4 protein-coding genes are annotated in these 2,519 nt (G+C 72.3%); 2 read left to right on the top strand and 2 right to left on the bottom strand.

Annotated elements, in window-relative coordinates:
- On the top strand, positions 1–880 hold an 880-nt coding region (locus AB0M27_RS47345), incomplete at its 5' end, for an ATP-binding cassette domain-containing protein (RefSeq protein ID WP_365732396.1).
- Positions 881–956: 76 nt separating this feature from the next.
- Positions 957–1,247 (top strand): hypothetical protein, encoded by a 291-nt coding sequence (locus AB0M27_RS47340; protein ID WP_365732395.1) that lies wholly within the window; start codon positions 957–959, stop codon positions 1,245–1,247.
- A gap of 120 nt (positions 1,248–1,367) precedes the next feature.
- Here the strand turns inward: AB0M27_RS47340 and AB0M27_RS47335 are convergent, their stop codons facing one another.
- Together AB0M27_RS47335 and AB0M27_RS47330 are read right to left on the bottom strand one after the other, a co-directional pair.
- Positions 1,368–1,835: a hypothetical protein gene (locus AB0M27_RS47335; protein ID WP_365732394.1), complete on the bottom strand. Its 468-nt coding sequence runs from the start codon at positions 1,833–1,835 to the stop codon at positions 1,368–1,370.
- Positions 1,836–2,221: 386 nt separating this feature from the next.
- Positions 2,222–2,494, bottom strand: a complete 273-nt coding sequence (locus AB0M27_RS47330) for a hypothetical protein (protein ID WP_365732397.1) — start codon at positions 2,492–2,494, stop codon at positions 2,222–2,224.
- Positions 2,495–2,519 lie beyond the last annotated feature (25 nt).

The raw sequence follows: 2,519 nt of genomic DNA, 5'->3' as shown, positions 1-2,519 counted from the left end.
GGCCACGACGGTCCGGGCGGGGGCCCGGCTGTTTCGCACCTCGCTCTCCCTGGACGACTGGGCGCGCTTCCTGGCCGTGGCCAAGCCGTGGACGACCCGCCGCGGCACTGCCGCCGTCGCCGAGGACGGCCCGCACGTCATCACCGCCCGGGACGTCTCCTTCACCTACCCCGGCGCCGAAACCCCCGCGCTCGAGGGCATCAGCCTGGACCTCAAGCGCGGTGAGGTCATCGCCCTGGTGGGCGAGAACGGCGCGGGCAAGAGCACGCTCGCCCGGATCCTGACCGGCCTGTTCCTGCCCACCAGCGGTTCGGTGCGGTGGGACGGGGTGGACCTGGCGGACGCCGATCCGGCGGGGGTACTCGCCAAGGTGGCGCTGGTCCCGCAGGACTACACGCGCTGGCCGCTGGCCGCCCGCGAGAACATCACCCTCGGCCAGCCCCGCCCCGAAGGCGATGCGGCTGTGCACGCCGCCGCCGAGGCGGCCGGCGCCGACAGCGTCATCGCAGCCCTCCCGCACGGCCTGGATACGTCGTTGGCCCGCTCCTGGTGGGGAGGGCACGATCTGTCCGGCGGGCAGTGGCAGCGCGTGGCGGTTGCTCGCGCCTTCCACCGCGATGCGCCCGTGCTGGTGATGGACGAGCCGACCGCCGTGCTCGACGCCCGCGCCGAGCACCGGATTTACACCCGCCTGAAGGCCCTTGCCGACGGCCGGGCGACCGTGTTCATCACACACCGGCTGGCCAATACCCGCCTCGCCGACCGCATCATCGTGCTCGACCGAGGGCGCGTCGCGGAAATGGGCACGTTCGACGAGCTGGTCAGCCAGGGAGCGACCTCGATCTTCTTCGAGATGCTCAAGTTGCAACAGGACCGGTGACACCTGGTGATCGGGCCAGGCGGCGGTCGGGCTCGCCGTCACTCAAAGCCGCAGGAAGCTGTCGTAGCCTGGTCGGATGGTGTTGAGCAACGATGAGCGCGACCTGCTGCAGCTGGTCGCACAGGCCGGCAGGCCGGTGTGGATGTCTGAGTACTTCCCGGTCCTGAACCCGGCCGAGCCCGGTATGGACGAGAACCATCCCGGCCACGAAGCGTGGACCGAGCGGCAGATGGCCTGGTACGGCGCATCGATCAGCCTGTGGAAGCGGGGCCTGGTCCGTGTCGTGGTGCCGGCGGACGGCAGCCGCGGCGACCTGGTCGAGCCCACCGACGAAGGACGCGCCGCTCTGGCCGCCGCGGACGCCTGAGCCGCCACGGCAGTGTGCTCCCGGCCGGGATGCTGCCGCCCAGACGCCTGCTGGCCTTGCTGACGGCGAAGGGCCGGTTCCTGGCAGCGCCGTCAGCAAGGGCAGCGCATCCCGGTGCGGTTACTGGGGCAGGGTGTGGCCGATGTGGTCTTTCCACAGGGTGCGGGCGTGGCCGAGGTGGAGCAGGGCGATGTACCACCACAGGTCTGCCTGGGCGCCGTCGCTGCTGGCGAGGGTGGTGCGGTGCGCGGCGGCCTGGGCTTCCTGCAGCGCGCAGTTCACGCGCCACCATTCGGGCGCGGTGCCGTCTACGGAGCGGATGCTGCCGCGGGTGGCCTGCCCGGCGGCTTCCCACAGGGCCTGCAGGGTGTAGCGCAACGACCGTTCTTCCGGTGCGGTGTCTTCCGCGTGCGGGAGGGTGGGGTCGATGACGACGCGGCCCCAGGTGTTGATGTGCTGCGCGATGAGCGCCAGGGTGAGCGGACGGGGCGGGACCGATGGGACGTCCATGGTCACCCCCGGCGCGACGGGCGCGCGGGGTGCGGTCTCGAGCAGACCGGCCTGGGCCAGCAGCCGGGCGGTGGGCACGCAGACATCGTCGCGACGATGGAAGGGGCAGTGTTCGGGCTGCATCGGCGCCTTTCTCCTGGGCGGGGGAGCGCGCCATGCTAGTCGCGGCCCCGGGCGGCGGCGCCCGCCACCGGCCGTCTGGTCACCTCCAGGGCGGTGATCTCGGCCCTGGAGGGCTGATCTGCTTAAGGTCAGGGCCGCCGGGTGCGCTGGACGTCGGGGATTGCCGGCGGCGTCTACGGCGACGGGCAAAGGAGTGCAGTCGGCCGCGTCAGTGATCCTGGCCGAGCGCGCCGAGGTCGGCGCCACGCTCCTCTGGCCGGACCCGATCGAGTGGATCGGCACGGGCGTGACGCCCACCCCAGAGAATGACGTCCGCCCGGAGGCGAGACCCGGGCCACCGATCACCTCGCACCCCGCGTCCTGTCCTCGCCGAACACGCGGCGGTACGCCTCGTCGTGCGGGACGCCGGCCTCCTCGCCGCGCGCCTGGCGGGTGCGGTAGGCGGCCAGGGCTCGCAGTTCCTGTCGTTCCAGGGTGTCGCTCTCCGTCATGGAGACCGCCCTACGAAAACCGGCCAGGCGCGGCGCTTGTGCGGCGGCATCGCCCTGCCGGGCGTGCTGCTTGGGTACGCTGACCGGGAAGACCTCGTCCCTGGTAGCCCCCGAGAGGGGCAGGCCACACGCCCGGGGTTCAACTTCG

Source organism: Streptomyces sp. NPDC052107 (genome assembly GCF_040680215.1).
GTDB lineage: Bacteria > Actinomycetota > Actinomycetes > Streptomycetales > Streptomycetaceae > Streptomyces.
This window is presented reverse-complemented; position numbering and strand designations above follow the sequence as displayed.

What these genes read in the sequence shown, in the direction of transcription:
- AB0M27_RS47340 (WP_365732395.1), top strand. Translation starts at nt 957, where the DNA reads ATGGTGTTGAGCAACGATGAGCGCGACCTGCTGCAGCTGGTCGCACAG.